Origin of the sequence: Bradyrhizobium sp. HKCCYLRH3059 (assembly GCF_051168035.1) — a bacterium.
Lineage (GTDB): Bacteria > Pseudomonadota > Alphaproteobacteria > Rhizobiales > Xanthobacteraceae > Bradyrhizobium.
Map to the genome: position 1 here is coordinate 357,593 of NZ_JBNPUF010000003.1, position 23,883 is coordinate 381,475.

At 63.4% G+C, this 23,883-nt stretch carries 23 protein-coding genes and 1 tRNA gene; 13 read left to right on the plus strand and 11 right to left on the minus strand.

Annotation, left to right across the window (positions count from 1 at the left end; all coding sequences use genetic code 11):
- Positions 1-20: 20 nt before the first annotated feature.
- Positions 21-2,201: a catalase/peroxidase HPI gene (gene katG, locus ACQR13_RS12445; RefSeq protein ID WP_315714346.1), complete on the minus strand. Its 2,181-nt coding sequence runs from the start codon at positions 2,199-2,201 to the stop codon at positions 21-23.
- 229 nt (positions 2,202-2,430) lie between these two features.
- Between katG and ACQR13_RS12450 the strand changes: the two genes are divergently transcribed.
- The 4 genes from ACQR13_RS12450 to ACQR13_RS12465 all read left to right on the plus strand — a co-directional run bounded on the left by ACQR13_RS12450 (position 2,431) and on the right by ACQR13_RS12465 (position 6,113).
- A complete protein-coding gene (locus ACQR13_RS12450) occupies positions 2,431-3,360 on the plus strand; it encodes a hydrogen peroxide-inducible genes activator (RefSeq protein WP_315714347.1) in 930 nt (309 codons plus the stop codon).
- 537 nt (positions 3,361-3,897) lie between these two features.
- Positions 3,898-4,320: a hypothetical protein gene (locus ACQR13_RS12455; RefSeq protein ID WP_315827733.1), complete on the plus strand. Its 423-nt coding sequence runs from the start codon at positions 3,898-3,900 to the stop codon at positions 4,318-4,320.
- 182 nt (positions 4,321-4,502) lie between these two features.
- A complete protein-coding gene (locus ACQR13_RS12460) occupies positions 4,503-5,069 on the plus strand; it encodes an HPF/RaiA family ribosome-associated protein (RefSeq protein WP_315714350.1) in 567 nt (188 codons plus the stop codon).
- A gap of 51 nt (positions 5,070-5,120) precedes the next feature.
- On the plus strand, positions 5,121-6,113 hold the full coding sequence (locus tag ACQR13_RS12465; RefSeq protein WP_315714351.1) for a ribose-phosphate diphosphokinase: 993 nt from the start codon (positions 5,121-5,123) through the stop codon (positions 6,111-6,113).
- A 22-nt stretch (positions 6,114-6,135) separates the two neighbouring features.
- Here ACQR13_RS12465 and ACQR13_RS12470 read toward each other — a convergent pair whose 3' ends face one another.
- Positions 6,136-7,251 (minus strand): hypothetical protein, encoded by a 1,116-nt coding sequence (locus tag ACQR13_RS12470; RefSeq protein WP_315827734.1) that lies wholly within the window; start codon positions 7,249-7,251, stop codon positions 6,136-6,138.
- A 52-nt stretch (positions 7,252-7,303) separates the two neighbouring features.
- Here ACQR13_RS12470 and ACQR13_RS12475 point away from each other — a divergent pair, with 52 nt between their 5' ends.
- The gene (locus tag ACQR13_RS12475; RefSeq protein ID WP_315714353.1) at positions 7,304-7,966 is read left to right on the plus strand and encodes a phosphoribosyltransferase; all 663 of its coding nucleotides are present in this window, start codon (positions 7,304-7,306) and stop codon (positions 7,964-7,966) included.
- 11 nt (positions 7,967-7,977) lie between these two features.
- Here the strand turns inward: ACQR13_RS12475 and ACQR13_RS12480 are convergent, their stop codons facing one another.
- Positions 7,978-8,196, minus strand: a complete 219-nt coding sequence (locus tag ACQR13_RS12480) for a ChaB family protein (RefSeq protein ID WP_315714354.1) — start codon at positions 8,194-8,196, stop codon at positions 7,978-7,980.
- Between the two features lie 162 nt (positions 8,197-8,358).
- On the opposite strand from ACQR13_RS12480, the gene ACQR13_RS12485 reads away from it, so the two are divergent.
- From ACQR13_RS12485 to ACQR13_RS12500, 4 genes are all read left to right on the plus strand, one after another.
- Entirely contained in the window at positions 8,359-9,702 is a 1,344-nt protein-coding gene (locus ACQR13_RS12485; protein ID WP_434862866.1) for a nicotinate phosphoribosyltransferase, read from the plus strand.
- 67 nt (positions 9,703-9,769) lie between these two features.
- Entirely contained in the window at positions 9,770-11,485 is a 1,716-nt protein-coding gene (polX, locus tag ACQR13_RS12490; RefSeq protein WP_434862867.1) for a DNA polymerase/3'-5' exonuclease PolX, read from the plus strand.
- A 76-nt stretch (positions 11,486-11,561) separates the two neighbouring features.
- Positions 11,562-11,891, plus strand: a complete 330-nt coding sequence (locus tag ACQR13_RS12495) for a hypothetical protein (protein ID WP_434862868.1) — start codon at positions 11,562-11,564, stop codon at positions 11,889-11,891.
- Between the two features lie 58 nt (positions 11,892-11,949).
- The gene (locus tag ACQR13_RS12500; RefSeq protein ID WP_315718648.1) at positions 11,950-12,297 is read left to right on the plus strand and encodes a c-type cytochrome; all 348 of its coding nucleotides are present in this window, start codon (positions 11,950-11,952) and stop codon (positions 12,295-12,297) included.
- A 193-nt stretch (positions 12,298-12,490) separates the two neighbouring features.
- Here ACQR13_RS12500 and ACQR13_RS12505 read toward each other — a convergent pair whose 3' ends face one another.
- The 3 genes from ACQR13_RS12505 to groL all read right to left on the minus strand — a co-directional run bounded on the left by ACQR13_RS12505 (position 12,491) and on the right by groL (position 15,654).
- Positions 12,491-12,916, minus strand: coding sequence for a DUF2267 domain-containing protein (locus ACQR13_RS12505; protein WP_316169622.1), 426 nt, complete (start codon positions 12,914-12,916; stop codon positions 12,491-12,493).
- 104 nt (positions 12,917-13,020) lie between these two features.
- Entirely contained in the window at positions 13,021-13,875 is an 855-nt protein-coding gene (locus ACQR13_RS12510) for a universal stress protein (protein ID WP_434862869.1), read from the minus strand.
- Positions 13,876-14,031: 156 nt separating this feature from the next.
- Positions 14,032-15,654, minus strand: a complete 1,623-nt coding sequence (groL, locus tag ACQR13_RS12515; RefSeq protein ID WP_434862870.1) for a chaperonin GroEL — start codon at positions 15,652-15,654, stop codon at positions 14,032-14,034.
- Between the two features lie 107 nt (positions 15,655-15,761).
- On the opposite strand from groL, the gene ACQR13_RS12520 reads away from it, so the two are divergent.
- From ACQR13_RS12520 to ACQR13_RS12530, 3 genes are all read left to right on the plus strand, one after another.
- The gene (locus ACQR13_RS12520) at positions 15,762-17,120 is read left to right on the plus strand and encodes a hypothetical protein (RefSeq protein ID WP_434862871.1); all 1,359 of its coding nucleotides are present in this window, start codon (positions 15,762-15,764) and stop codon (positions 17,118-17,120) included.
- A gap of 224 nt (positions 17,121-17,344) precedes the next feature.
- A complete protein-coding gene (locus ACQR13_RS12525) occupies positions 17,345-18,433 on the plus strand; it encodes a hypothetical protein (RefSeq protein ID WP_316172502.1) in 1,089 nt (362 codons plus the stop codon).
- 288 nt (positions 18,434-18,721) lie between these two features.
- A complete protein-coding gene (locus ACQR13_RS12530) occupies positions 18,722-19,066 on the plus strand; it encodes a hypothetical protein (protein ID WP_316172501.1) in 345 nt (114 codons plus the stop codon).
- A 21-nt stretch (positions 19,067-19,087) separates the two neighbouring features.
- Here ACQR13_RS12530 and ACQR13_RS12535 read toward each other — a convergent pair.
- The 5 genes from ACQR13_RS12535 to mobA form a co-directional block, all read right to left on the minus strand.
- Positions 19,088-19,163: transfer RNA gene (locus ACQR13_RS12535), tRNA-Ile, on the minus strand.
- Positions 19,164-19,338: 175 nt separating this feature from the next.
- Positions 19,339-20,310 (minus strand): Bug family tripartite tricarboxylate transporter substrate binding protein, encoded by a 972-nt coding sequence (locus tag ACQR13_RS12540; RefSeq protein WP_315750189.1) that lies wholly within the window; start codon positions 20,308-20,310, stop codon positions 19,339-19,341.
- An 83-nt stretch (positions 20,311-20,393) separates the two neighbouring features.
- Positions 20,394-21,605 carry an ABC transporter substrate-binding protein gene (locus ACQR13_RS12545; protein ID WP_315828332.1) on the minus strand — a complete coding sequence of 404 codons (1,212 nt, stop codon included), beginning with the start codon at positions 21,603-21,605 and terminating at the stop codon, positions 20,394-20,396.
- A 184-nt stretch (positions 21,606-21,789) separates the two neighbouring features.
- On the minus strand, positions 21,790-22,380 hold the full coding sequence (locus ACQR13_RS12550) for a cation transporter (RefSeq protein ID WP_315717976.1): 591 nt from the start codon (positions 22,378-22,380) through the stop codon (positions 21,790-21,792).
- Between the two features lie 9 nt (positions 22,381-22,389).
- Complete coding sequence (mobA, locus tag ACQR13_RS12555; protein WP_316172488.1) at positions 22,390-23,019, minus strand: molybdenum cofactor guanylyltransferase MobA; 630 nt, start codon at positions 23,017-23,019, stop codon at positions 22,390-22,392.
- A gap of 241 nt (positions 23,020-23,260) precedes the next feature.
- On the opposite strand from mobA, the gene mobB reads away from it, so the two are divergent.
- On the plus strand, positions 23,261-23,794 hold the full coding sequence (gene mobB / locus ACQR13_RS12560; protein WP_316169186.1) for a molybdopterin-guanine dinucleotide biosynthesis protein B: 534 nt from the start codon (positions 23,261-23,263) through the stop codon (positions 23,792-23,794).
- Positions 23,795-23,883: the final 89 nt, after the last annotated feature.

The window sequence follows — 23,883 nt, forward strand, 5'->3', positions numbered from 1 at the left end:
CGGTCAGTCGGCTTGTCGCCTCAGGCCTTCAGATCGAACCGGTCGAGGTTCATCACCTTGGTCCAGGCGGCGACGAAGTCCTTGACGAACTTCTGCTTGGCATCCGAGCTGGCATAGACCTCGGCCAGCGCGCGCAACTGCGAGTGCGAGCCGAAGATCAGGTCGGCGCGGGTCGCCGTCCACTTGATCGCGCCGGACTTGCGGTCGCGGCCCTCGAAGGTGTGCTCGCCCTGATCGACCGGACGCCAGGCCACGCCCATGTCGAGCAGGTTGGCGAAGAAGTCGTTGGAGAGCGTCTCGGTCTGCTCGGTGAACACGCCATGCTTGGAGCCGTTGGCGTTGGCGCCGAGCACGCGCAGGCCGCCGACCAGCACGGTCATCTCCGGCGCGGTCAAGGTGAGCAGTTGCGCCTTGTCGACCAGCAGCTCCTCGCCCGACAGCCACTGCTTGCCGCTGAGATAGTTGCGGAAGCCGTCATGGGTCGGTTCGAGCACCGCGAACGACTCGACGTCGGTCTGCTCCTGCGAGGCATCGGTGCGGCCGGGCGCGAACGGCACGGTCACCTCGACGCCGGCCTTCTTGGCGGCCGCCTCGACGCCGGCATTGCCGGCCAGCACGATCAGGTCGGCGAGCGAGATCTTCTTGCCGCCGGAGGCCTGCGCGTTGAACTCCTTCTGGATGGCCTCGAGCGTCGAGAGCACCTTGGCGAGTTCGGCCGGGTTGTTGACCGCCCAGTCCTTCTGCGGAGCCAGGCGAATGCGCGCGCCATTGGCGCCGCCGCGCTTGTCCGAGCCGCGGAAGGTCGAGGCTGAGGCCCAGGCCGTCGACACCAGTTGCGACACCGACAGACCCGAGGCGAGGATCTTCGCCTTGAGCGCCGCGACGTCCTTGTCGTCGACAACGGGATGATCGAGGGCCGGCACCGGATCCTGCCAGATCAGATCCTCCTTCGGCACCAGCGGGCCAAGGTAACGCACCTTCGGACCCATGTCGCGATGGGTCAGCTTGAACCAGGCGCGGGCGAAGGCGTCGGCGAACTGATCCGGGTTCTCCAGGAAGCGGCGCGAGATCTTCTCGTAGGCCGGATCGAAGCGCAGCGCGAGGTCGGTGGTGAGCATCGACGGCGCATGCCGCTTCGACTTGTCATGCGCGTCCGGTACCGTGTTGGCGCCGGCGCCGTGCTTCGGCTTCCACTGATGCGCGCCGGCCGGGCTCTTGGTCAGCTCCCATTCGTAGCCGAACAGATTCCAGAAGAAGTTGTTGCTCCACTTGGTCGGCGTCGTCGTCCAGATCACTTCGAGGCCGGAGGTGATGGTATCGCCGCCCTTGCCCGAGCCGTACTTGCTGGCCCAGCCGAGACCCTGCTGCGCGATGTCGGCGCCTTCCGGCTCGGCCCCGACCAGCGACGCATCACCCGCGCCGTGGGTCTTGCCGAAGGTGTGACCGCCGGCGATCAGCGCCACCGTCTCTTCGTCGTTCATCGCCATGCGGGCGAAGGTCTCGCGGATGTCGCGCGCGGCAGCCAGCGGATCGGGATTGCCGTTCGGGCCTTCCGGGTTGACGTAGATGAGGCCCATCTGCACGGCAGCGAGCGAGCCTGCGAGCTCGCGGTCGCCGCTGTAGCGCTCGTCGGCGAGCCACTTGCCCTCGGGGCCCCAATAGATGTCCTGCTCGGGCTCCCAGGTATCGGCGCGGCCGCCGCCGAAGCCGAAGGTCTTGAACCCCATCGATTCCAGCGCGACGTTGCCGGTCAGCACGAACAGGTCGGCCCAGGAGATCTTCTGGCCGTACTTCTGCTTGATCGGCCACAGCAGGCGGCGGGCCTTGTCGAGGTTGGCGTTGTCAGGCCAGCTGTTCAGCGGCGCGAAGCGCTGCTGGCCGGTGCCGGCACCGCCACGGCCGTCGCCAATGCGATAGGTGCCGGCGGCGTGCCAGGCCATGCGGATGAACAGCGGACCGTAATGGCCGAAATCGGCCGGCCACCAGTCCTGCGAATCGGTCATCAGCGCGTGCAGGTCCTTGACCAGCGCGTCGAGATCGAGGCTCTTGAATTCCTTGGAATAATCGAACGCCTCACCGAGCGGATCGGAGAGGTTCGAGTGCTGATGCAGCACCGACAGATTGAGCTGGTTCGGCCACCAATCCTTGTTCGAAAATCCCTTCAAGCCGCCCGAGAACGGGCACTTGCTGACGTCATCCATGTTTCTCTCCTGACGTGATCGTCATGGTTCCCCCCTGGGGTGGGAGCCGGGACCCTACGCGGCTGCTTCGATCAGGGGAAATTGAGATTGGTGATCGCAACGATAAGATTATCTGATGAACCTGGTCTGACGCCATTCAAACGCATATGGACACGGTGCATGACCGCTGCATCTCAAGATTGTGGTCAGGGAAAATTGACTCCGCGGCGGTGAACGATAAGATAAACTGATGATACATTTGACGATGCGGCAGCTTCGCTATTTCGATGCGCTGGCGCGTCTCGGCCATTTCGGCCGCGCCGCGGAGGCCTGCGCGATCTCGCAGCCGGCGCTGTCGATGCAGATCAAGGAGATGGAGGACGCGCTTGGCGGCGTGCTGCTGGAGCGCAATGCGCGCCAGGTGGTGCTGACGCGATTCGGCGAGCAGCTCGCCGAGCGCGTGCGCGAGATCCTGCGCTCGGTCGATGAGCTCGGCGATTTCGCCCGCGCCTCGCGCGACAAGCTCACGGGCCGGCTGCGGCTCGGCATGATCCCGACGATCGCGCCCTATCTGCTGCCCAAGGTGATCGGGAACCTGACGCGCAGACATCCCGAGATCGACATCCACGTCCGCGAGTCCAAGACGCCGAAGCTGATCGAGGAACTGGTCGAGGGCCGGCTCGATGCCGCGATCGTCGCGCTGCCAGTGTCGGAGCCGTCGCTGACCGAGGTCGCGCTGTTCGCGGAGAGCTTCCTGCTGGTGCGGCCGCCGGAATATGAAGGCGCGGCGGTGCCGAGCAGCGAGATGCTGCGCGAGATGCGGCTGCTGTTGCTGGAGGAGGGGCACTGCTTCCGCGACCAGGCGCTGTCGTTCTGCAACATGCAGGCGCCGCGCGAGATGCTCGATGCCTCCTCGCTGTCGACCCTGGTGCAGATGGTCGGCGCCGGCATGGGCGTGACGTTGATTCCGGAGATGGCGGTCGGCGTCGAGACGCGGTCGGCGTCGGTGTCGCTGGCGCGCTTCGCCGATCCGCAGCCGCAGCGCACGGTCGGCATGGTCTGGCGCAAGACCAGCCCGCTCGCCAAGCAACTGATGCAGATTTCCGAGATCGTCGGCAGCGCGGCCGAGGGTCTGCGCAAGCAGGCCGCGGCAGCGCAGGGCCGCAAACGGCGAAGCTGATCCTTCGGGACCATCCCGTCCGAGGCGGCGTTGTCCTTCCTTAAGGAAGGACATCCTCATGAAATTGGCCTTGATCGCATCCGCTGCTGCGCTCGCGTTGTCGAGCAGCTCGCCTTGGCTGATAGCAGCGGCACGGGTGGCAGCAGCGCCGGCGCCTCCCGCGACGCGACAACCTCAACGCCGGGCGGACCCGGAAACGCGACGGGGACGACCGGAATGGGGTGGGGCGCGGCAGGAGCCGTGCGGCGGGGAACGGATCGGGGCGCACGCCATCGGCGCCGAATGACGCCACCGGCTTGCTCGACAACAACAGCCCGAGCTCCGGCGACGACAATTCCGGCAGCTCGAGCAATCTCGGCCGGCATTGAAGGGATGTCTCGCCGGCGATCGCGCTTTTGCAATGGAACAGTCGCGCCGACAGGTGGTTCGTAGCGACGAGCAACTCATTTGCTCGTCGCCGCGATCGCGGCGGAGGACTGCGCCGGATGACCTTCGCGGGCAGTCATGCGTGATGACCTTGGTCGAGGAGTCCTTGCGATGCGAAGCTTGAACTATGTGGGAGCGCTGGCCCTGTCCGGCGCGCTGCTGGCCGGAGCGAGCGCTCCGGCGTTGTCTGCACCCGTCACTGCGCTGTCGGCCGCGGCGAAGGCCGACGTTGCGCCGCTCAGCACGGTTCAGGTCCGCTATGGCGGCTGGCATGGCGGCGGCTGGCGTGGTGGCGGTTGGCGTGGCGGCGGCTGGGGCTGGGGAGCAGGCGCGCTCGCGGCCGGCGCGCTTCTCGGCGCCGGGATCGCGGCGACGGCATCGCCTTATTACTACGACGATCCCTATTATTATGGTCCGCCCTACGGCTATGTCGGCGTCGGCTACGGGCCGTATTACGGCCGTCCCTACTATGCCCGTCCGTATTGGCGGCATCGCTATTATGGCTGGGGCGGTCCGTGGGGCGGCCCCTGGTGAGATCGGCTGATTGGTTCCGGATGCCCTGGCGTCTGCGCGAGCGATCGCGCAGACGATTTCGTGTTTGCTGCGAGCTGATCGTGATCGCGTGGCAGCCAGAACGCTAAAGGCAAGTTGATCTTGCTCAAAGCTGCTCCTCGCTCCCGTGGTCCAATAAGTTCGACACGGGAGAGGAGCCGGAAATGCAAACACCAGTTCAAATCGAATTTGAAGGGATTCGCGTCTCCGCTGAAATCCGGGCTGCCGTTGAGCAACATGTCGCGGAACTGGAGAGCCGCTTCGGCCGGATCACCGCGGCGCGCGTCATGGTCAAAGGTCCGGGCGGCCATCACCAAACCGGCGGTCAATATCTGGTGAGCGTTCGGCTGGCGCTGCCCGACGGTCGGGAAGTCCACGTTGGACGTACCCCGAAGCTGGATGAACGGTACGTCGACTTGACCTTCGCCGTGGACAACGCATTCAAACGCGCGCGTCGACAACTGCAGGACCGGGCGCGACTGATGCGTGGCGATGTCAAGACGCACGAGCCTCAACCGATCGGAACCGTTGCGCGTATCGATCCAAGCGGCCAGTTCGGCTTTCTGGAAGCCGCCGACGGCCACGAAGTCTATTTCAACTGCAATAGTGTCGTTGATGGTGGACCAAGCATCGTGCCCGGCGCCCGCGTAAGCTACGTCGAGGAGATCGGAGAAAAAGGACCGCAGGCGAGCACAGTCAGATTGCTCGGGAAACATGGGCTGCGGGCTTAGATCGGCGGCCGAGACGCGAGCGGCGAGCAGGTTTGACGTTGGAGGTAACCGATGATTGGTGATCGCCTGCGTTTGTTCTGTCTTCATGGCACGGAAGGGCTTGGCGAAAAAATCGCTCACGCGCTCGGATGCCGTCTCGCCGCTGTCGAAGAACGCAGCTTCGAGGACGGCGAACACAAGGTGCGGCCGCTGGAAGTTGTCGCCGGCTGCGACGTCTACGTTCTGCATAGCCTCCATGGCGGTCCTGACGAGAGTCCGAACGACAAGCTGTGCCGGCTGCTGTTCCTGGTCGGAGCGTTGAAGGATGCCGGTGCTGCGCGGGTGACGGCGGTCGCACCGTATCTGTGCTATGCGCGAAAGGATCGTCGCACCAAGGCCAATGACCCCGTCACGATCCGTTATCTTGCGACCATGTTCGAGGCGATCGGTGTTGACGCAGTGGTGACCCTCGAAGTTCACAACGAGGCCGCGTTCGAGAACGCGTTCCGTTGCCCATCGGTAGCGCTGAGCACGGCGCCGCTCTTGATCGGCAGGATCAAGGCGATCGCGGCTGATCGGCCGATTGCCGTGGTTTCGCCGGATCTCGGAGGCGGCAAGCGCGCGGACCTGCTCCGCGAGGTTCTGGGGAAAGCGCTCGGCCGTCCGATCGGCAAGGCATTCGTGGAGAAGCATCGCAGCTCCGGCGTCGTTTCGGGCGACTTGTTCGCCGGAGAGGTGGCGAACGCGCTGTGCGTGATCGTGGATGATCTCATCAGCAGCGGTGGAACCCTGGTGCGGGCGGCGAAGGCGGCCCGTGCCCATGGGGCCGAAGAGGTGATAGCTTGCGTGGCGCACGGCTTGTTCATGCCGGGCGCGGCAACGACGCTCGCCGACCCTGCGATCGGCCGCATCATCGCGACCGACAGCGTGCCACCGTTCAGGCTTCCGCCGGGCGCGGTTCGCGATAAGCTCGAGATTGTCTCGGCGGCGCCCCTTCTCGGAGAGACCATTCGTCGGCTGCACCACAACGAGCCGCTGACGGAGCTGCTTCCGTATCAGGATTGATCCCCGCAATTCAAATTCTGGCTCACGCCGTGAGCTGCCGCTCAAGCTGCGCTGCGTCCGCCTTGGCAAGTTTGAGATAGGTGCGCGCCAGCCGCGGCCATTTTTCCGGCGTCCGTGGATGGGCGTCGGCGAGATGAGCGATGGATAGCCTGGCGCGCAGCATGGCGCGGCCAATCCGATAGAACAAGAACAGTCCGCTGGCCGGGTCATCATTGAGCTGGACGGCCAGATATCGCCGAAGCCTCTCACCGACCCACGGTCCTCCCAGTCGAGCGCATTCCAAGTGCAGGAAGGCAATTTCGTCCAGTGCATCCGACGTCCGCAAGCGGGCATTGAACTCCAGGCAGTCGATGATGGGGAAGGGAGGGCTCAACCAGATATGTTCCGGCCGCAGATCGCCATGGCCGTCGAGGACGAGCCGGTGATGCACCCGCTGCGCCAGTAGATCGGTCCGCTGCCGCAGGAAACGGCATTGCAGGTTGGCGATGCGCTCGATGGTGCCGCGGGGCAGGTCGAAGGCCGACTCGAGCAAACCTCGCCGATCCGCCAGAACTGCCTTTTGCAGGGTCACCATGTAGCTCTCCGGATTGATCATGATCCGGCGCGCATGCGAATAGAAGCGGCTCAAGCGACTTGCCAAACCATCGATCTGGGCCTGGGAGACCTTGCGATCGCGAAGCCCGACTTCGAGTGTTTGGCCTTCGTCGAGCCGGCGCATGACGACGAGCCAATCAACGATGTGTCCGCCTCCTCCGATGGCGTAACCACCCGGCGCAGCCGTCAGCGGCACCAGGCCGTGATAGACGTCGGGCGCCAGCCTTCGGTTCAGCGAAACCTCAGCGCGGCAGGCCTCTGCGCGGCGCTCAAGGCTGGAGAAATCGAGATATGGAAAATGAACCGGCTTCTTGAGCTTGTAGACGCGCTCGTCAACCATGAAGACCCAGGACATGTGGGTCTCCCGCGTGATCACAGCGTCGGGCACCGGGACATAACTGTCCGGCCGGCTGAGAAACGCCACCTTGCGAGCAAGAGCGGTCGCGCTGCCATTCTCAGCGTCCTCGCCCCAGGGTTCATTCTGCCATCCGGGCATATGATGCCTATCGCCAATCGAGGCAGCCGGCAGCTTGATACGGATCAATAGCAGTGGTTGTCCGGCTCATATCCTGCCCCTCTTCCGCATGAGGTCTGCCATGCTGTTCCAGAACCGAACCGATGCCGGCCGGCAACTCGCCGAGGCGCTGCTCAAATACAAGGGGCGGCACCCGGTCGTTCTTGCGCTGCCACGCGGCGGCGTGCCGGTTGCGGCGGAAGTCGCAGCAGCCCTCAATGCGCCACTCGATCTGCTGCTGGTCCGCAAGATCGGGCTGCCGGGGCAGCCGGAGCTCGCAATGGGCGCCATCGCGGATGGTGAGGGCATGACCACCATACGTAACCAGGACGTGATCGAGCTATCCGGCGTCACCTCCGAAGAATTTGAGGTCGTCTGCAGGGAGGAACGTGCTGAGATCGAACGGCGCCGCAAGCGCTATCTGGGCGATCGGGCTCGCGCCGAAGTCAAGGGGCAGGTTGCGATCATCGTCGATGACGGCGTTGCGACAGGCGCAACCACGCTTGCCGCCATCAAGGCTGTTCGGAAGCAGGAACCGAAAGAGCTCGTGCTTGCGGTCCCGGTCGCGCCGCCGGACGCCATCAGGAAATTGCATGCGGAAGTCGATGCCGTCGTCTGTCTGCATGAGCCTCAGGAGTTTGGCGCGATCGGCTATTTCTATCGCGACTTTCATCAGGTCAGCGACGACGAGGTGATTGCCACTTTGAGGCAGTTTCCATCAAGCAGATCCATGCACGCCTCCTGACGAGCCGGCGCCTAATGGTCGTGGGGCAGCGGCTCCCAGCGGTCGCCGACCTTCACGTAGGATCGCTTCACCGCTGCCCAGGCTGTGCGGTGAGCAATCTCTTCCTGCCGTTCGTCTTCCGCATGGGAGGCAAAGGCGTGGTTGAATGCTTCCCGATAGATGTCCTGCGCGTGCGATGGGAGGTGAGCGCGAACAGCAGGGGGAAGATCGATGTTTGTGCGATAGGGCATGGCTCTTGCCTCGGACGCTCACTGCCGCGCCTTGCTCGCGACGCCGCGGCGTTTCCACCAAAGAGGATAGAGGCAACTTGCTTCCGCCTCTTGACCGGCGTCAAATAGGGATGCGCAGACATCGACAGGATGGCTGACGTCATGTGAGCGCCGAGGACATCGATGGACCCGTTACCGAGCGCGCTGCTAACCGATCTGTATCAGATGACCATGATCGAAGCGTATCTTGAATCGGGCCAGACTGATACAGCCGTATTTGAGTTCTTTGTGCGCAAGCTGCCGCCTCAGCGCAGCTTCCTGATGGCGGCCGGACTGGAGCAGGCGCTCGACTTCCTGCAAAACATACGGTTCTCGCAAGACGAACTCGGCTGGCTTGAGCGAACGGAAAAGTTCAGCAAGTCGTTGATCGACTATCTCGCCAATTTCCGCTTCACCGGCGAGGTTCACGCGATGCCGGAAGGCACCGTGTTCTTTGGCAACGAACCGATCCTTAGGGTTACGGCTCCTTTACCGGAGGCGCAGCTTGTCGAGACGCGCCTGATCAACATCCTGCATTTTCAGACGCTGATTGCCTCCAAGGCCGCGCGCATGGTCTTACTCGCGCCAGACAAGCTCCTGGTCGATTTTGGCTTGCGTCGCTCCCATGGTGCCGAGGCAGGGCTGCTGGCCGCCCGCGCGAGCTATGTCGCTGGGTTCTCCGGTACGGCAACCCTCCTGGCCGAGAAGTCATTCGGCATTCCGACCTATGGCACCATGGCGCATTCGTTTGTTCAATCCTTTGATGACGAAGCTACAGCATTCGAGGCGTTTGCGCGCGCCAGGCCAGAGAATCTCGTCCTGCTGATCGACACTTATGACACCGAGGCGGCCGCGAGGAAGGTCGTCATGCTGGCGCCCCGATTGAAGGAGCTTGGAATTGCGGTCAGCGCCGTGCGGCTTGACAGCGGGGATCTGTCTGCGCTCGCCAAGAAGGTGCGCTGCATTCTGGATTCCGGCGGACTCAAGGACACCGACATCTTCGTCAGTGGCGGGATAGAGGAGGGTACCCTGATTGCCTTCGCTCGGGATGCGGCGCCGATCGACGGTATCGGCATCGGCACGGGCCTCGTCACGTCGTCCGATGCGCCAGCACTCGACTGTGCCTATAAGCTGCAGGAGTATGCGGGCTTGCCCCGTCGCAAGCGCTCGACGGGAAAGGCCACCTGGCCCGGCCGCAAGCAGGTTTGGCGCCGGTATGACAGGAAGGGCCGCATGCTCGCAGACATTCTTTCGACCGAGGAGGACCAACAAGAGGGGGAAACGCTGATCCAGGCGGTGATGCTCGGCGGACGCCCTATCGCCTCTCAACCTTCACTTCACGACATCCGGGCTCACGCGCGCCGGCAGCTCGATCTGCTGCCTCCGGAGCTGAGAACCTCCAAAGCGGTCGCGCCCTATCCGGTGCAGATTTCAAGCCATCTTGAACAGCTGGCAGCTGTCGCCGACCGGATAGGCTCGCGTCCCTGAATTCTGATCTGCATCAAGGGAAGCGGCTCGATCCCTCTCTAGCCTGTCAAGCGACGGAGGTGCGTCGATGCCGGTACAGAATGCCGAAATTGCAGAGATGTTCGACCAGACCGCCGAACTTCTCGAGATCAAAGGCGACAATCCGTTTCGTTCGCGGGCCTATCGCAATGCTGCGCGGGTGATTGAACGTCTGCCCAGGAGCATCACCAACCTCTTGAAGGCGGGTGAGGATCTTTCCGAGCTGCCAGGTATCGGCAAGGATCTGGCAGGAAAGATCGAAACGATCGTCGCGACCCATCATTTCGATGTGCTGGACAAGCTCAAGCGTGAACTGCCCGGCGATCTCGGAGAGATCGCGGCACTCCCGGGCTTGGGTCCGAAACGCGTCAAACCGCTCTACGACAAGCTGGGCGTGCGGTCACTCGCGGACCTCAGGCGCGCGGTGAGGTCGGGTCGCCTGAGAGAGCTTCGGGGCTTCGGTCCCAAGAGCGAGGAAAAGCTCACCGCGGCGTTGGCCAAGCCTCGAGCCGAGAGGCGCTTCCGACTATCCGAGGCCGAAGCCGAAGCGGAAGCACTCCTCACTTATCTGAGGCCAGACGCGACCGATGGACAGGTGATCGTCGCCGGAAGCTACCGTCGCAGGCGCGATACCGTCGGTGATCTTGATATCTTGATGGTGGCACGTGACGGCCACGCCGCCGGCGGGAGACTCTCTCGATACGACAATGTCGCCAATGTGCTCGCTCATGGCGATACGCGGACGGCAGTGGTGCTGCGCTCCGGGCTGCACGTCGACCTGCGCGTTGTTCCTGAGGCCAGCTACGGCGCCGCGCTGATGTATTTCACCGGATCCAAGGCGCACAACATCTCCTTGCGCGGACTCGCTAACGATCACGGCTGGAAGCTGAACGAATATGGCCTGTTCGCCGGCAAGCGGCGCATCGCCGGAGCAACCGAGGAGGAGATCTATGGCAAGCTCGGGCTGCCCCTGATTCCGCCCGAGATGCGCGAGGATCGCGGCGAGATCGCGCTCGCAAAGGCAAAGAAGCTCCCGAAACTGATTACGCTGTCCGATATTCGAGGCGACCTGCACGTCCATTCCAAATGGACCGACGGCACCGCCGCGATCGCCGAGATGGCGACTGCCGCCAAGGCAAGAGGCTATGCCTATATGGCTCTGACCGACCATAGCCAACACGTCACTGTCGCCCATGGTCTCGATGCCGGACGTCTGTCGCGTCAGATCGACGAGATCGATCGTTTGAACGACCGGCTGGATGGCTTTACGGTGCTGAAAGGCGCCGAAGTCGATATTCTGGCGGACGGACGGCTTGATCTGCCCGACAAGATCCTGTCGCGGCTCGATCTGGTCGTTGCTTCCGTCCACTACAAGTTCGAGCTCTCGCGCAAGATGCAGACCGAGCGCATCATCCGGGCGATGGACAATCGCCATGTCTCGATTATCGGCCATCCGACCGGACGGTTGATCGGGGACCGCGAGCCTTACGAGATCGACATGGAAGCCGTCATTGCGGCGGCGGGCGAGCGCGGCTGTCATCTCGAGCTCAACGCCGACCCGGACCGGCTCGATCTCAACGATATCCATGTTCATGCCGCCAAGTCCGCGGGCGTCAAGCTGGCGATCTCGACGGACGCACATTCGACGGCTGGATTCGCCAACATGCGTTTCGGCGTCGATCAGGCGCGCCGAGGCTGGCTCGAAGCCGCAGACGTCATCAACACTCAACCCTTGTCGCGGGCGAAGAAAATGCTGAAGCGCTAGCCGGATTGTTTGATCCTTCGCAACGTGGCGCACGCGATGTTGCGCTCATCTTAGATGACAGCACAGGAGGGGTGAAATGAGCTTCGGGAAGAAGATTGGCACGGTTGCGACCGCGGCCGTCCTGACCCTCGCGCTGCTTGCCCCCACGGGTGCCGACGCTCGCAACGGGCGCATTGCCGCGGGAATCGTCGGCGGCCTGGCTGCCGGCGCGCTGTTCGGCGCGGCCCTCGGCGGCGGCTATTGGGGGCCGTATCCCTATTACGGCTATCCGGGGCCAGTCTATTACTACCCACCGACACCGTATTGGGGGCCAGGTCCGTTCTGGGGACCGTACGGATACGGCGACTGCTATGTCCGAGCTGTCCGGCACAGGCGGCATGTGCATTACGTGCGGGTCTGCTATTAAGTTCGCTTGCACTCGAGCAACGGGCGGGGCTGTTATATTGCCGCGGAGAGCCAGACGCATGTCGGGGCGTTTCAAGTTTCGGGCTCTGGGCCTCTTCGTCGGACTGCTCTCGTGTTGGCCGACAAACGTGGACGCCGCGAACCTCAGCAAGGCCGCGCAACGAGGCAGGACCATCCTGCAGGAAAGATGCGGGCGCTGTCATGCGATCAAATCGGTTGGCGAAAGCCCGCTCGAGAATGCTCCGCCGATGCGCGATATCTACGCCCGGTTCAATCGGCGCGAGTTGCAGGCGGAGCTGTCGGAAGGCATGGTGTCGAAGCACAGGGACATGCCGCAAATCGAATTTTCCGACGAGGACGTGTACGCGATCATGAGCTACCTCTACATTCTTGCAGTCAGGAAATGAATGCTCGCTGCTCAGGAAAGCGCTGATCCCTGCACATCGAAGCTCACTTGGGAAGCTCACTTGGCCGGCTGCGCGGTCCATTCGACGGTCTGACGGCATCGCCGCTGGTCTGGCGACACGCGATTGGGCCGGTACGAAGGCGTCCCGTCGCTGAGTGCGCGGCGGACGTGCCGGGCGGGGCCAGATGACCGGATTAGGATTTCAATTCGCGGAGCTGCACCGGCAGATGGTGCATCAGTTTCTCAAATTCACCGGGATCGAGCTTCTCCCACGCGATCTCGAACACCCCGCGAATGACGGTCAGCGGCGCGATGGGAAACTGCTGGGGCAGCTCCATGGCGACGTGATCCGCGAAGTCGCTGGCATGTCGCTCCTTGGTCGGCGTTCCCGCCGCGTGCCAGTTCTCGTAGTAGATCCCGCGCAGAAGGATCGGCAGCTGGGCGCCAAGCTTGATCGCCACCTCCGGAGGTACGCGATCGCGCAACGCATGCAGAACAGCCCGGAGCGCGTTGTAGGCCTGTTGACGACTACCGAGCTCCAGCTTCTCCTCGATCGCCTTGAGCCAGAGATTGGTCTCCTGAATGGTGTGATCCAGCGCGGTGACGCCTGTTACGCTCATGATGCGTTCTCCTAGATTGGCCACAATAGAGGCATCCCGGATCGACGGCGTCTCCGCAATCACGTCCGTTGTCATGATCGGTGAGCACGGATGCCGGCCTCGATTCAATGCGACAGCAGGGTCGGGATCGTCATCGTTCTCAGCATTTCATGGGTGACGCCGCCGAAAACGCCTTCCCGCAGGCGGGAATGCCCATATGCCCCCATCACCAGCATGTCGAGACTTTCGTCGGCGGCCAGGGACAGGATGGACGGCTGAATTTCGGAATGCTCTGCCGTCAGCTCGAGCAGCGTTGTCGTAAGTCCGGCGCGAGCCATGTGTTCAGTCAATTTCCGCGCTGAGGCCTCGGTGGGAGCAACCTGCGCCTCATTGATCGAAATCGTGACCAGCGCTTCTGCTTGAGAAAGAAACGGTCTTGCGTCCTTGAAAGCGCGGGCGGCAAGGCGGCTTCCATCCCAGCAGATGCCGATACGGTTGGCCCTGAAGGGGCCGCGGAAGATATGCGGCACGAACAGGACGGGTCCGCCCGCCTGGAGCAGGATCTCCGTCGCAGTCCTAGTGTCGTAGCTGTCCTGTGTTGCGTCCGTCTGCAGGACCACCGTCAGTCCATAGAGCCTGGCCGCAGCGCCGAGCGCGGACGCGGCTTCACCGGGCAGGTCCTCGACCGAGCGGCTTGCGTGAGAGATGTTCGCATTCCGGGCTTCCGTCTCGAAAATGGCGAGTGCAGCCGCGCTGCGTTGGGCGGCGCGTTGCCGCTCCATTTCGAAGATCTCTGAAGCGGCGACTGCTGCGCCCGCGCCTCCATCGACCACATACGCGCTACTGGGCGGGATGTATCCGACTGCAATCGCATCGAGATGGGCGTCGAACCGGGCAGCCAACGAGACGGCGGCATCAACGACAGGCTGCGGTGGCTGCTCGGTCGGAATATGCACGAGAATGTCGTTGATATTGATCACGACGACCTCCCTCCGGGACCCACTCCATACTCTCCGTCGGATGAAGCGGCATGTTGACTTGAATCAACAGTCAATGGCCGGCCGTCACTAACCGGTCCGCCGCAAAGTTGTGCTCCGCTCGGGGGAGGGGGCACGGCCCCGTTTCGTGGTCTAGCGTCACACCGGAATTTCGGGTTCCGCTAACCGTTCGCGCTTTGGCTCCGCGATTTCGGTCATCGTCGCCTCGGTGAGCAGGAGGATGCCGGCAACCGACACCGCGTTCTCGAGGGCTGTCCGAACGACCTTCGCGGGATCGACAATGCCGGCCTCGACGAGATCGACATATTGCTTGCGCGCGGCGTCAAACCCGAAACTGCCGACGCCACTCAGCATGCGCGCCACGACCACGCCGCCATCCGTTGCCGAGTTCTCCGCGATCTGGCGAGCGGGGGCCTCGAGCGCGCGCTTCAAGATCTGTACACCGGTCTTTTCGTCGCCTTCGCAGAGTGCTTCCTCCTTGCCGACGGCTTCGATGCATCGAAGCAAGGCAAGCCCGCCGCCCGGCACGATACCTTCTGCAACGGCCGCCTTCGTCGAACTGATGGCGTCGTCAAGCGCCTCTTTTCGTGATTTCATCTCAGCTTCAGTCGGCGCTCCGACACGGATAACGGCAACCCCGCCCGACAGCTTGGCGAGCCGCTCCTCAAGCTTCTCCTTGTCGTACTCGCTGGTCGTTTTCTCGATCTCGCGGCGGAGTTGTTGCAGCCGCGCATCGATCTGGCTGCGTTCGCCCTTGCTGCCGATCAGCGTGGTGTTTTCCTTGTCGGCAACCACACGGGCGACATGTCCCAACTGCTGCAAAGTGGCGTTTTCAAGCTTCGAACCAAGATCGTCGGAGATGACCTGGGCGCCGGTGAGGATTGCAATATCCTGCAACATCGCCTTGCGTCGCTCACCAAAACCGGGCGCCTTGACGGCGCAGCCTTTGAGCACGCCGCGAAGCTGATTGACGATGAGCGTGGCCAACGCCTCGCCTTCAATGTCTTCAGCGATGATCAGGAGCGGTTGTGCCGATTTTGCGATCTGTTCGAGCAGCGGAATGATGTCGCGCAGGGCGCTGATCTTGTGGTCGCACAACAGGATGAATGGCTCTTCGAGAACCGCTTCCATGCGATCGGCATCGGTCACGAAGTAGGGCGACAGGAAGCCGCGGTCGAATTTCATCCCTTCCACCACGTCGAGCGACGTTTCGGTGGTCTTGGATTCCTCCACCGAGATCACTCCATCGCTCCCGACTTTCTCGAGCGCATCGGCGACCAGCGCGCCAATCGATGGATCATTGTGAGCCGAGATGGTGGCGACCTGAGCTCTTTCCGCCTTTGTCTTGACGGGGCGCGCCATGGCATGGAGGGCCGCTATCGTCGCGTGGGCAGCGCGGTCGAGGCCCCGTTTCAGATCGATGGCACTGGCGCCGGCGACCACGTTCCTGACGCCGTCGGCAAGAATCGCATGTGCCAGGATCGTCGAGGTGCTTGTTCCGTCGCCAACGAGATCGCCGGTCTTCTCCGCGGCCTGGCGCAGCACCTGCGCTCCGAGATTCTCCTCCGGATCCTTGAGGTCAAATTCCTTGGCGATCGTGACGCCGTCGTTGCATACGATCGGGGTGCCCCAGCTCTTCTGGATCAACACTGATTTTGATTTGGGGCCGAGCGTCACGCGCACCGCGTCCGCAAGCAGCGAGGCTCCGCGCAGGATCTTTTCACGGGCCGCGGAATGAAACAGCACCTGCTTGTGAGGCATCAATCGCTCCTCAGAAGGACGGCTTTCATCGGATCAAGATAGAAGTGACGCCGTTTTGAACGCTTGATCCTGATCAAGCCTAGGCCTGGGAGCAACTCGCCGGTCGGATGCCGAGCGGCCTTGCATTGCCCCCCGAGCAAGCCTACGCTGTTGCAAGCTTTAGTAGAAAACAGCTTTGCTGCGGTAACGCGCCGCGCAGCTTGCGCCGCGAAATTCATTGGGAGCGGGACGTGCGCTCTATTCCAATTCCTCGGCTCAATGGGGCTTTTTGGACCATCGTCCTTCAACTGGTGGCCTGCTTGCTTCCCGGCCTCACCTGGGCCGATGCTCCCGGCAAGCCGGCGTTGACGGTTATTCTCGCGCGCAATGAAATCCTCGCCGGCCAGACGATGGGCTTCAGCATATGGATCGAGAATGCGACCGAAGCCAGGATCATGGACGCGGGTCTTAGCTTGTTTGGTCCTCCTTCTTTGAAGATCGGAAGCCTCGGGCCAGACGGCACATGCGACGTAAAAGACACCATCGGTCTCGGCACCGTTGAGCCCGGTTCGACCTTGGTGCGCAGCAGAATGTGCCTCAAGGCCGATTCCAGCATCGCAGAGCGGGACGAGAACCTGGCGTTCAGTGTCAGTTATTCGCTCCAGAACGTGAAGGACAACAAAACGATCGCCGGCGCATCTGTTGCGGAAAAGAAGATGAGCATCGGTCTTTTCGGGACTGAGAGCGTGGGCGGTGTTTCGCTCCGCCTCGCGTCGTACGTCATTCCCGGCACGTTCTTCTTGATGATTTTGCGGCTATTCGCCCCCAAGGAGTCAAGAGTTGAACTGGGCGCGACCGAGTCCGTTACACTCAGCATCTTTATCTCGACTCTTTTGTTCCTTGGGACGGCGTACCTCATTCCTTCCTTGCAGCTGCATTTTGCGGGGATCGGATCGACTGTGAGCGCGATCGCGTTTCTCGCGCTGTGTGGCGCTGCAATTGTGCTTGGCGGAATCTTGGCTGCCGTCTTGCAAGGTATTTCGATGATCGGCGCCCGGGAGCGCAACGCGCGCATTGTCCAGGAAACCGACAGGGTCGGCCCGATCATTCAGAAAGCCGTGCGTGCGGCCGGGGGCAAGCTCGATCCGGTTATGATGATCGCGGATGGCAAGCAATATTTCGGCTCGCTTGTCGTGCCTGCAAGCAATGGCGGCAGGATTTTGCTCGGCTGGTTTCAGCTCAAGGCGCCTGATGCGAAGTGCCGATCGGAAATGAAAGAATGGTTCGATAAAGACGAGTTCATCAAACCCATTGATGCAGCAGCCCGATGGGGAGTCGAACCGACCATGTTCGACCCGATCAAGGAATCAAGAGCCGGCAATCTTGAGCCGACCGAATTTCTCTGGATGTACTTTGACGAAAAGGCAGCGCGGTTGCCGGCCGGGCGCGAGGATCTTGCACAAATGAAACCGCTCACCTTAACCTGAAGAGCCGGCCGGGACCGGCCTTGCGGCCGGTCCCAGGAGATCGCTGCCGCCTTGCTCGCCTGGTCGGTAAGCACTGGCGACATATTTGGGCAGTCGCCCAGCTGTACAGCTCGTTGAGAATAGCGCGCAAAGCGCGAGAAGACAATGGTTTGCGGATGACCGGCGAAGCGAGATGCCGGGGATGCTGCGCTTGTGAGGAAATCGATCTTGTGAGGAAATCGATAATGGCGCGCGCTGTCTATTGTGTTTTTGACGTTCACCTCTGGTCGCAGCCGTTCGTTGCGGCCGATTTTGATCCACGGGTTCACTTCCTTTGGTCCTCTCGTGATTATCGCGAGATGCGCAGCCAGGGGGCCAGGATCGAGCTCGCGAACCTTGTCCTTCTTCCACTGAATGATGAATTCGACCTGCGCCGGAATCACTTCTGGCCGCGCTATCAGGCGGTCGCTAGCAATATCCCGGGGACCATAACCTCGTTTGGAGATGCCTGCGATCTCGTGTGGCCTCTACGCTGCAGGCCCAAGAATCTCGACTTAACGCTGAACGAGGCCGTGTGGCACACGACGGGGAAAGTGCGGTCAACCATCTGGCTGTGGCCGTTCGGCTGGTCTTCCACGCTCGAGATCGACCTGCCTGCAGACGATGAATTTGACGGCCTGCTGGATATTGGAATCGCGTTGCGTGAGAAAGACCCGGCGCCTTTGCTCTTGAAGGGGAAGGCGGTCGGGGTATCAGGCGCGCTCGCTCATCTCTCCCAACTCGTCAGGCAGGATCTGTGCACGCCGGCCGCACAGGGAAAGGCGATGGAAACGACCCGCCTTCCGCGCTACGTAGTCTGCGCGCTTGAACTGTCGAAAGGATTTCAGATCCGTGAGAACATTCCTGTAGCGGATCAGATGCTGCTGATCGGGGCCGTGCGTGGACAGGAGCTCGACCTTGCCAAGTTTCTCAGCAATCGTCCGCTATTTACTCGGCTCGGCTACGGCAATTTTGCCGTTACAGATTTCGATGCGGGGACCGCAATCGTGCAGCGGCATTGGCAGGACCGGCCGGGCACAAAGCTCGAAAGCAATCATTGCTTCTACGTCAATACACGGAACTTTTTCTCGATTTTTCTGACACTTCACCGAATGATCGCCTACATCACCGTGAAATCAAAGGACGATGCAAGGGCGGTGGCGGCCGCATCGGTGCTTGCGTCGTTACCTATCGAGTACCAGAACAAGCTCTGCTCGGATTTCGCAGCCAACTACGCGCCGCTGCACGGTGTTCCTGTTGCCGGAAATAAGAGTCCTGCTGGGCCAGCTTCTTGAGGCAACCGTATGCAGTATCGATCCGCTGATCGTTCAGTGGATCGCAGGTTGAAGTGCAGGGACATACGAAGCGGTCTTGCGCGAGGTGCGCCGCCGGGTGCCGCGCTCACAGGTGCATCGCAGGCCTTGCGGCGCATGCGGCGGGCTCAACACGTCAATCGGCACCAGGTGCGCCTCGGAACACGTCCAAGACATCGTTCCACATTGCCGGCGTCATTTCCATCTCGTGGCGCACGTCAGGATAGAGCCTGAAGTGCGCGTCCAGCCCGGCAGCGTGGTACAGCTGCCGTGCGGGCCAACCAGCTTAACGACCGGCTCTGCGTCCTCGCCGCACGTGAAGCCAACCGTGCCATACAGACGCGTGCGGCTGTCAGGGCTGTTGCCGAAGGAGGGGAAGATCTCGCCGCACACGCTGCGCCACACGGCGGCGACGTGGCTCATGCAGCGGCACGCTATCCGGGGCAGGTCTCAGGCCTTCTCGGAATGTCGGTCAAGGTGCTGCTCGACACCTTCGGCCATCATCATCCCGGACTGCATGCGCGAGGCCGCGGCCGCGATTACCTCGAGGGATCGCAAGCAGAACGTATCGGTGGTCGAAACGGTGGTTCACCTCGAAAAACACTTGGCGCGTGAGCCGTAAACTCTTGAGCTCATTGGTGGGCCCGGCAGGACTCGAACCTGCAACCAGACCGTTATGAGCGGTCGGCTCTAACCATTGAGCTACAGGCCCCGCGACGCTGAGGTCTTGCCGGCGGCGGGCAGGAGCGGGCCTGTCCGGCGCGGCGTCGGAACCCCAACGACGGCTCGGGCTCCGTTTACAGCCTGGCCAGCCATCCGGCAATGCCGCTGCCCGATTGTTTTGGCGCGCTTCCGTCGACGCCGGTCCGTCCCGGCGCGCCGCGACGCTAGTCCACCGAAACCCCGGCGAATTCCACCACCTTGCGCCACTTCTCGGTCTCGTCGACGACCAGCTTGCCGAACTCCGCCGGTGTCATCGCGCGCGGGATGCCGCCGGTCTCGGTGAGACGCGCCACCAGCTTGGGGTCCTTCAGCGCCTCGCCGACCGCCTTGTTGAGGATCTCGACGATGTCGGGCGGCGTGCCCTTGGGCGCCGAGATGCCGTAGAAGCCGACCGATTCGTAGCCCGGCACGGTCTCGGCGATCGCGGGCACGTCCGGCACCGTCGGCCAGCGCTGCGGCGAGGTGACGCCGAGCGCGCGGACGCTGCCGCCGCGCGACTGTTCCAGCGCCGTCGGGAGGTTGTCGAAAATCAACTGCACCTTGTTGGAGATGATGTCGGGAAAGGCCAGCGCCGAGCCGCGATAGGGCACGTGCAGCATGTCGCATTTGGTCATCGCCTTGAACAGCTCGGCCGCCATGTGCACCGAGGTGCCGTTGCCGGAGGACGCGAAGGCGATCTTGCCCGGGTTGGCCTTGCAGTAGTCGATGAACTCCTTGACGGTCTTGGCCGGTACGTCGTTGCTCACCACCAGCATGTTGGTGAGCTGCATGATGCTGGCGACCGGCACGGTGTCACGGATGAAGTCATAGGGCAGCTTCTTGTAGAGCGAGGTGCTGATCGCGTTGTTGGGCGCGACGAACAGCAGCGTATAGCCGTCGGGCGGCGAGTTGATCGCGGCGGCGGCCGCGATGTTGCCGCCCGAGCCGGTGCGGTTCTCGACCACGACCTGCTGGCCCAGGTGGTCGGACAGCCACTGCGCCATGATGCGGGCGACGATGTCGACGGGCCCGCCGGGGGCGAAGCCGATCAGCCAGCGGATGGGACGGTCCGGATAGGCGGCGAGCGCCGGTCCCGGTTTGGCGGCGAGTCCCGCCGCGACGATCAACCCGAACAGCAGCGCGCGCGCCAGCTTCATGCTCGTCTTCCCCCATTGATTGTTGTCGTTCAGCTCGCATGCGGCGGCCCGGTCGCCCCGGCCGCCGATCGTTCAGTGCGCCGTCACTTCTTGATCAGCGGGCACGCCGGATCCGGCGGGCCGAACGCGTCATCGCCTTTGATGGTCGCGAGGATCTTGTAGTAGTCCCAGGGATATTTGCTCTCCTCCGGCGATTTGACCTGCGCCAGCACGAGATCATGCACCATCAGATTGTCGGCTCGCAGCTTGCCGTTGCGGGCGAAGAAGTCCTCGACCGGCGTGTCCCGCATCTTCGCGGCGACCGCGAGGGGATCGTCGCTGCCCGCCGCCTTGATGGCGTTGAGATAGTGCATGACGGCGGAGTAGACGCCGGCCTGCCACATCGTCGGCATCCGGTTCATCTTGGCGAAATAGCGCTTCGACCATTCGCGCGTCTTGTCGTCCATGTCCCAGTAGAACGAGGTGGTGAGCAGGAGCCCCTGCGCCGCCGGCAGGCCGAGCGAATGGATGTCGGTGACCAGCGCGAGCAGCGCCGCCATCTGCTGGCCTCCCTTGAGCAGGCCGAACTCGGATGCGGTCTTGATCTCGTTCATGTTGTTGGGCGGGCCGGCGGCGATGCCGATGATCTTGGCCTTGGAGGCCTGCGCCTGCAGGATGAAGGACGACAGATCGGGCGTCGCGAATGGCGGCCGCACCGCGCCCACGACCTTGCCGCCATTGGCGGTGACGACGCTGGAGGCGTCGCGCTCCAGCGAATGGCCGAAGGCGTAGTCGTCGGTGATGAAGAACCAGCTGTCGCCGCCGCGCTTGACGACCTCCTTCGCCGTGCCGGTGGCGAGTGCGCGGGTGTCGAACACCCATTGCATCGCGTAGGGCGAGCAGAACTTGCCGTGAAAATCGGCGGCACCGGTCGACTGGGTGATGAACAGCTTCTTCTTCTCGGTGGCGATGGTCTGCACGGCGAGGCCCACCGCGGAGACCGGCACGTCGACGATGAGATCGACCTGCTCGGTGTCGTACCAGCGGCGCGCGATCGCGGCACCGATGTCGGGCTTGAGCTGATGATCGCCGACGATGACGCTGATCGGCTTGTCCAGCACCTTGCCGCCGAAATCATCGACCGCCATCTGCGCCGCGGTGACGGAGCCTTGTCCGGTCGGCGTCGAGGCCGGGCCGTTCATGTCGCTGAGCACGCCGATCTTGACGACGTTGTCGGAGATCTCGGCCTGCGCGGCGGTCGTGACCAGCAGCGCGGCTGCGGCCCACGCCGCCCGCTTCAAACAGCTGAGTTGCAATCAGTCCTCCACCGGTAGCGGCGTGACGCCGTTGTTTGTTCCGGCTCTGCCGGCCGGTCCGCCTATCTGCAATCAATCCAGGGCGGCCGTCAATCATGCCGGACGGCGGAGCGGTGGAGCGATCCCGTGCGCTGCAATGCCGCAAGCAGTGAGGTCGTCGCGCGCGCGCAGGATTCTCGGCCGTTCAGGCCTTGGCGGTCTTTTGCTCTTCGTGCGCAGCCTCCCACACCTCGCGCGCGGCGTCCGCATTCATGAGCGCGATACCGACCCCCACGATCAGGTCGGGCCAGATCGAGGGCCACACAAAGGCGGTCACGAGACCGACCGCGATGATCGCGATGTTGGCGAAGGCGTCGTTGCGCGCGGACAGGAAGGCGGCGCGGGTGAGGCTGCCCTGGTGGTCCCTGACCCGCGCCAGGATCAACGCGCAGCCGAGATTGACGATCAGCGCGCCGAGGCCGGTCACGGTGAGCGGCAGCGGTGCGGGTACGATCGGCGTGAAGAACTTCTCGCCGGCGGTCCACAGTCCGGCGACCGCCGGCGCCAGCAGGATCAGCGCCAGCACCTTGCCGAGTAGCGCCCGCCGCGGGGCGCTCCAGCGCAGCGCCAGCGCAATCAGGATGTTGACCGAGGCGTCCTCCAGAAAGTCGACGCTGTCGGCGAACAGCGACACCGAGCCGATCGCCAGCGCCACGGCGAACTCGATGCCGAAATATCCGAGATTGAGCGCGGCAACGGCAAGCACGGCGCGGCGAACGATGGTTGTCGCGTCCATCAGGCGTCCTCAATCCTCGAGAGCTGCGAGCCGCTCCGCCTCGGCGAGGTCGACTGCGGTATTGGCATTGAAGAACGGATCCAGCGGCACCGTCGGCCAGCTCACGATCGCGACCTTGTAGCGCGCCGTGAAGCGGGTGACCTTCCGGATGTCCTCCGCGACCAGGGCGTGCCGGAGATCCTCGCACAGTCCGACCGGCCACAGTCCGATCACCGGGTGGATCTGTCCGCCGGACGCCGCCAACGCCAGCTTGGCCTGCTCGGCCGCCTGCGCTGTCGCCAGCCGCGCGACGAGATCACGCGGCAGGAATGGGCAGTCGCCGGCGGCGCTCAGCATCCACCGGGCCTCCGGCATGTGCGTCGCAACCCACTCGAGGCCGGCGAGAATGCCAGCGAGCGGGCCCGGGAAGCCTGCGACGCCATCCGGCACGACGGGCAGACCGTTGCCTGCGAACCGCGCGGGGTCGCCATTGGCGTTGAGGATCAGCCGGCTGCACTGCGGCGCCAGCCGCGCGATCGCGCGCTCGAGGATGGTGCGGCCGTCGACCATGCGCAACGGCTTGTCGCCGCCGCCCATCCGCTGCGCGCGACCGCCGGCGAGCAGCACGCCGGGGATCGAAGTCGAGGTCATGGCTGTCATCGCGGGTTCGTTACCACGACTGCTGCCAGGGCGTCAGCGTTGCGCCGCGCGCGATCCACCATTTGCGCCTGCCCGGCGGCCATGCCGGCATGGCCCTCCCCACGGGCCCTTGCCTGGTCCATGGGGCTGCTGGCATGACATTGCCAAGAGTGGACGTGGCGTTCCACGGGGCCTTCGGGCCATCGATCGATCCCGCGCTCCTGGCTGTGCGAAAAACGCCGGGGCCTTTCTGGAGACCGCGATGAAAGTCATCGGCCTCGCCGGCTGGAGCGGCGCCGGCAAGACCACGCTGCTGACGCGGCTGATTCCTCATCTCAGGGGGCAGGGAGTGCGCGTCTCGGTGATCAAGCACGCCCATCACAAGTTCGACGTCGACGTCCCGGGTAAGGATTCGTGGCGGCATCGCGAGGCCGGGGCCGAGGAGGTCCTCGTCGCGTCGGGCACGCGCTGGGCGCTGATGCACGAGCTGCGCGGAGCAAGGGAGCCCGCACTCGCGGAGCTTCTGGCGAAATTGTCTCCCGTCGATCTGGTCGTCATCGAAGGGTACAAGGCCGGGCCGCATCGCCGTATCGAGGTGCATCGCGCGGCCAATGGCAAGCCGCTGCTGTTTCCCGACGATCCAGGCATTGTCGGGCTCGCCAGCGACGGCGATGTCGAGACGGCGCTGCCGCGCGTTCATCTCGACGACATTCCGGCGATCGCGGCGCTCGTCCTACATCTGGCGACGCCGCGGGCGGACGTTCTCGCGCTGTGCGACAAACCTGGTGTTCCGTGATGGAGCTCGCGCGAGCTCGCACCTGTATCTTCTGGCATCCCAGGAACCCAGTTCCGAGTTCCATAGGAGGCTGCCGCCCCGGTTGACGT